Annotated in this window: 3 protein-coding genes; 1 reads left to right on the top strand and 2 read right to left on the bottom strand. The window is 69.7% G+C overall.

From position 1 onward, the window contains the following. Together E1166_RS29305 and E1166_RS29300 are read right to left on the bottom strand one after the other, a co-directional pair. Positions 1-2,706, bottom strand: a 2,706-nt coding sequence (locus E1166_RS29305; protein ID WP_207914638.1) for a UPF0182 family protein, incomplete at its 3' end; no start/stop codon positions are given. Positions 2,707-2,822: 116 nt separating this feature from the next. Continuing rightward, positions 2,823-3,836 (bottom strand): PDZ domain-containing protein, encoded by a 1,014-nt coding sequence (locus E1166_RS29300; RefSeq protein ID WP_165944458.1) that lies wholly within the window; start codon positions 3,834-3,836, stop codon positions 2,823-2,825. A gap of 185 nt (positions 3,837-4,021) precedes the next feature. Between E1166_RS29300 and E1166_RS29295 the strand changes: the two genes are divergently transcribed. Further along, positions 4,022-5,212 (top strand): zinc-dependent metalloprotease (locus E1166_RS29295; protein WP_132270877.1); only part of this gene is annotated, 1,191 nt, incomplete at its 3' end.

Genomic DNA, 5,212 nt, shown 5'->3' with positions numbered 1-5,212 from the left:
GTCGTCGGCCGGCGGTGGGGTGTTCGGCGCGGCGCGTTTGCCCTGGTCGACGAGCTGCTTGATGCCGTCGGTGATGTTGTCGGCCAGCACCACGTAGGAACCGCCGTCGCCGTACGACAGCAGCACCTTCTGCAGCAGCGGGTAGGCGTCCTGCTGGTTGCTCTTGACGTACACCGGCTCGACGTAGAGCATCCCGTCGCCGAACGGCAGGGAGAGCAGGTTGCCGTACTGCACCTTGGCCTGGTTGGACGAGAGCAGGTTGAGCTGCTGCCGGATGTTGGCGTTGTTGGTCATCTGCTGGTGGACCTGCACCGGCCCGGAGACTCGGGTCTGGTCCGGCAGCTCCAGCACCTCCAGTTGGGGCCGTCCGTCCACGTACGACCCGGAGATCAGCGCGGCGAGGTTCTGCCGGCCGTTCGGGGTGACCGCGGCGGTGAGCTGGAAGCGGGGCTGCTGCTGCCCGGGGAACTGGGTGAACAGGTAGTAGGGCGGCTGCTTCTGCTCGCTGTCCGGCGCGTCCGGCACGTTCGGCACCTGCCAGAAGTCCTGACCGGAGTAGAAGTCGCCGGGGTCGGTGACGTGGAACCTGGTGAGCAGGTTCCGCTGCACCTTGAACATGTCCGCCGGGTAGCGGAAGTGCTCGGCCAACTCCGCCGGGATGGCGGTCTTCGGCAGCACCAGGTCACCACCGAAGGCCTTGTTCCACGCCTTCAGCACCGGGTCGCCCTCGTCGAACTCGTAGAGCCGGACCGTGCCGTCGTACGCGTCGACGGTGGCCTTCACCGAGTTGCGCATGTAGTTGACGTTCTCCCGGGCCAGTTGGAACGTGCCCCGGTTGGTCAGCTCGTCGGCGGTCTCGGTCTGGAGGTTGATCCGCTCGGCGTACGGGTAGGTCGCCGCCGTGGTGTAACCGTCGATGATCCACTGAACCCGGCCGCCGACCACCGCCGGGTACGGGTCACCGTCGAGGGTGAGGAAGGGCGCGACCTTCTCCACCCGGTCCCGTGGGTTGCGCACGTAGAGCAGCCGGGAGTTGTCGTTGACCGCCTCGGAGAGCAGGAAGTTGCTCTCCTGCTCCTTGATCGCGTAGAGCAGCCGGCGGGTGAACGAACCGATCTCGACGCCGCCCTCACCGGTGTAGGTGTAGTACTGTTCGCCGCCGGTGGTCGGGGTCGGGCGGTCGAACTCGGCGTGCCTGCCCTGTTCGGCCTGCCCGACGATGGCGTAGTCGTTCGGGCCCATCCGCTCGCCGTAGTAGATCCGCGGCTGGCTGGCCGGAATCTGCTCGGCCTGCGACGAGCATGCCTCCTGCGCCTTCTCGCCGAGGAAGCCGGAGACGAAGTACGGCTGGCCGCCGCAGACCACCTGGTTGGCCGGGGCCGCCACGAGGCCGTACCCGTGGGTGTAGACGGTGTGCTTGTTGATCCAGTTGCTCTGCTGGTCGGTCAGCTCGTTGTAGTTGATCTCGCGGACGCCGACCACGTAGTCGGAGGTCTTGTTCGCCACCGAGTACCGGTCGATGTCGAGCTTCGGACCGAAGTCGTAGAAGCCGCGGACCTGCTGCAGCTGGGTGTACGTCTCGGAGACCAGCTGCGGGTCGAGCAGCCGCACGTTCGGCACCACCGCGGTGTCGGAGGCCAGGGTCGCCGGTGGCCTGAGGTTGCTCGCCGCGTACCCGGTGGTCTTCGCGTCGGCGAGGCCGAACGCGGCCCGGGTGGCGGTGATGCTGCGCTCGATGTACCGCGCCTCCTTGTCCCGGGCGCTGGGCTTCACCTCGAAGGTCTGCACCGCCCACGGGTAGATGCCGCCGATCGCGACGGCGGAGACGCCGAGCAGGGCCAGCGAGATGCCCGGCCAGACCAGGTTCCGCATCACCGCGTTGGAGAACACGATGATCGCGATGGCCACCACGACGGAGATCCAGGCGAGGATCTCCTTGGCCGGCAGGAGCGCGTTGACGTCGGCGTAGCCCGCGCCGTAGAGCTTCGTCCCCTCGTTGGCCTCCAGCAGCAGCGCCCGCCGGTCCAGCACGTACGCGACGGCCTTGAGTAGGACGAAGACGGCGACCAGCGTGCTGAGGTGAGCGCGGGCCGCGTTGGTCATCCGGTCACCGACGCCCTGTAGCCGCACCCCACCGAAGACGTAGTGCGCGGCCAACGCGCCGAGCAGGGCCAGCACCACCGCGGTGAAGGCGACGCCGAGCAGGTAGCGCAGGAAGGGCAGTTGGAAGACGTAGAACCCGACGTCGATGCCGAACTCCGGGTCCTTCACACCGAACGAGCCACCGTTGCGGAACAGCAGCCACTGGTTCCAACGCCCCTGCGCGGACAGGCCGGCGAAGAGCCCGAGCACCGCCGCGGTGAGGCTGATCCAGGTGCCGATCCGGGGGCTGACCAGCATCCGGTAGCGCTCCAGGGTGGCCTGCTCCAACGAGTGCGGTCGCAGCATCGGACGCAGTCGGTACGCCAGCCAGAGGTTGCCACCGACGAACAGCGCCAGGCCGAAGCCGACGGCGAGGAACAGGAACAGCCGGGTGAGCAGCACACCGCTGAACACCTGGGTGTAGCGGACCTCCTGGAACCAGAGCCAGTCTGTCCATGCCTGGACGCCCCAGCCGAGCAGGGTGAACAGGACGAACACCCCGGCCAGGACCCCGATGGTGACGCGTCCGCGCCGGCTCATCCTGGGCAGGGGGCTGCTACGCATGACCACTGTTGGCTCCGCACGCTCGATGTGATCGGCTCCGGACAGGCACCCAGAGTACGGGGTGTTCCTGACAGTGTCCGGTCACGGTCTCGCGACGACGTGCTGCGCGGCCCCGATCAGCAGCGGGTCGGCTGCCCCCCGGAGCGCAGTGTCTCCAGCGCCGTCAATGCCTCGGCCAGCGAGCCGACCTTGATCAGGGGCAGGTCGGGCTGCGGATTGCGGACCGCCTCGGCGCAGTTGCCGGCAGGTACGAGAAAGACGTCGGCCCCGGCCTCCTTGGCCCCGACCAGCTTCTGGGCGATGCCGCCGATCGGGCCGACCCGCCCCTCGTCGTCGATGGTGCCGGTGCCGGCGATGATCTTGCCATCGGTGAGATCATCCGGTTCGAGCTTGTCGACGATGCCGAGGGCGAACATCAGGCCGGCACTCGGCCCACCGATGTTGTTCAGGTCGATCTTGAGCGTGAACGGGTGCGGCTGGCGCTGGTCGGGCACCAGGCCGATGCGCGGGCGGCCGTCCTGTTCGCGACTGGTGACGGTGGCCTTCCCGGCGACCCCGTCCCGGGTGTAGCCGATCGTCAGCGCGGTCCCGGCCGGCTTGGCCCGGACCAGTTCGACCAGCTTCGCCGCGGTGGTCACCTTCGCCCCGTCGACGGTGGTGATGACGTCCCCGGCCTTGAGCACGCCGACCGACGGGCCGTCGGCGGCGACCTCCTTGACCACGACCTGGACGGGATAGCCGAGTTCGACCAGCGCGGCGGTCTCGGCGCTGGTCTGCGAGTTGCGGAAATCCTCGGCGTTGCGCTTGTCCACCTCCTCCTGGCTCTCGTCCGGCGGGTAGACCAGCTCGCGCGGCACCACCGCCTCGTCCTTCGACAGCCAGCCGGCGATCGCCGCGCGGAGTTTGACGTTGGGCTGCACGCCGACCGTGGTCATCCGCAACTGCCCCTTGGAGGTCGTCGTCGACCGGCCGTCGACCTGGATGATCTCCTTGCCGTCTGAGGTGCCGAGCGTGTCGACGGTGGGACCGGGGCCGAGCACCACGTACGGGATCGGCGCACCGAGCACGCCGATGCTCAGCAGGGTGGTGAGCAGAGCACCCAGCAGGACGGTCACGCCGCGACGCCTCATGCGGCAGAGCGTACCGATCTCCGGTGACGCGGGACCGGGCGATGCGGCGACGACTTCGCCCTCAGCGCAACGCCAGTGTCGGCGACCTGCGGCACGGCCCGCGTACCGTAGACGTCGTGCCTGATATTCCGTTCGGTTTCGCGCTTCCGGGTGGGCAACCACCAGATCCCAACGATCCCGCGCAGATGCAGCAGTTCATGTCGCAGTTGCAGCACCTGCTCTCCGCGTCGGGCAGTGGGCCGGTGAACTGGGACCTGGCCCGTCAGGTCGCGGCCAGTCAGCTCGCCGCCTCCGGCGACCCGGCGGTCTCGCCGTACGAGCGGCACGCGGTGGAGGAGGCGCTGCGGATCGCCGACCTCTGGCTGGAGCCCGCCTCGGACCTGCCGTCGGGCATCCGCACGTCGGTGGCCTGGAACCGCAACGAGTGGATCTACAAGACCCTCGACGTCTGGCGCAAGCTCTGCGACCCGGTGGCCAGCCGGATGGTCGGCGCGATGGGCGACCTGGTGCCGCCGGAGGCGCGGGCACAGCTCGGCCCGATGCAGTCGATGGTGGCCACCCTCGGCGGGGCGCTCTTCGGCGGGCAGCTCGGTCAGGCGCTGGGCTCACTCGCCGCCGAGGTGCTCTCCGCCGGCGACATCGGCCTGCCGCTCGGCCCGGCCGGCACGGCGGCGCTGGTCCCGGCCAACATCCGGGCGTACGGCGCGGGCCTGGAGCTGCCCGAGGACGAGGTACGTCTCTACGTCGCCCTGCGCGAGGCGGCCCACCAGCGGCTCTTCGAGCACGTGCCGTGGCTGCGCGGGCACGTGCTGACCGCGGTGGAGAACTACGCCTCGGGCATCCGGGTCAACCGGGAGGCGATCGAGGAGGCGATGGGCCGGGTCGACCCGACCGACCCGGAGTCGATGCAGGCGATCGCGCTGGAGGGCATCTTCACGCCGGAGGACACCCCGGCGCAGAAGGCGTCGCTGGCCCGGCTGGAGACGGTGCTGGCGCTGGTCGAGGGATGGGTCTGCCACGTGGTGGACAACGCCGCCGGTGAGCGCCTGCCCAACGTGGTACGCCTCGGCGAGGCGTTCCGCCGCCGTCGTGCCGCCGGTGGGCCGGCCGAGCAGACCTTCGCCGCGCTGGTCGGGCTGGAGCTGCGTCCGCGTCGGCTGCGCGAGGCGTCCGCGCTCTGGGCCGCGCTCACCACGCACCGGGGCATCGCCGGTCGGGACGCGGTTTGGGGCCACCCCGACCTGCTCCCGTCCGACGACGACTTCGCCGACCCGGTGGCCTTCGCGACCCGCAGCACGGACCTGGACGACGAGCTGGCGAACTTCGACTTCACCGCACCCGGCGGTCCCGAGGAACAACCCCCCACCGAAACGCCC

This window comes from Micromonospora sp. KC213 (assembly GCF_004348325.1).
Taxonomy (GTDB): domain Bacteria; phylum Actinomycetota; class Actinomycetes; order Mycobacteriales; family Micromonosporaceae; genus Micromonospora.
Note: the sequence above shows the minus strand (reverse complement) of the source record. Positions and strands in the feature narration are given on the sequence as shown.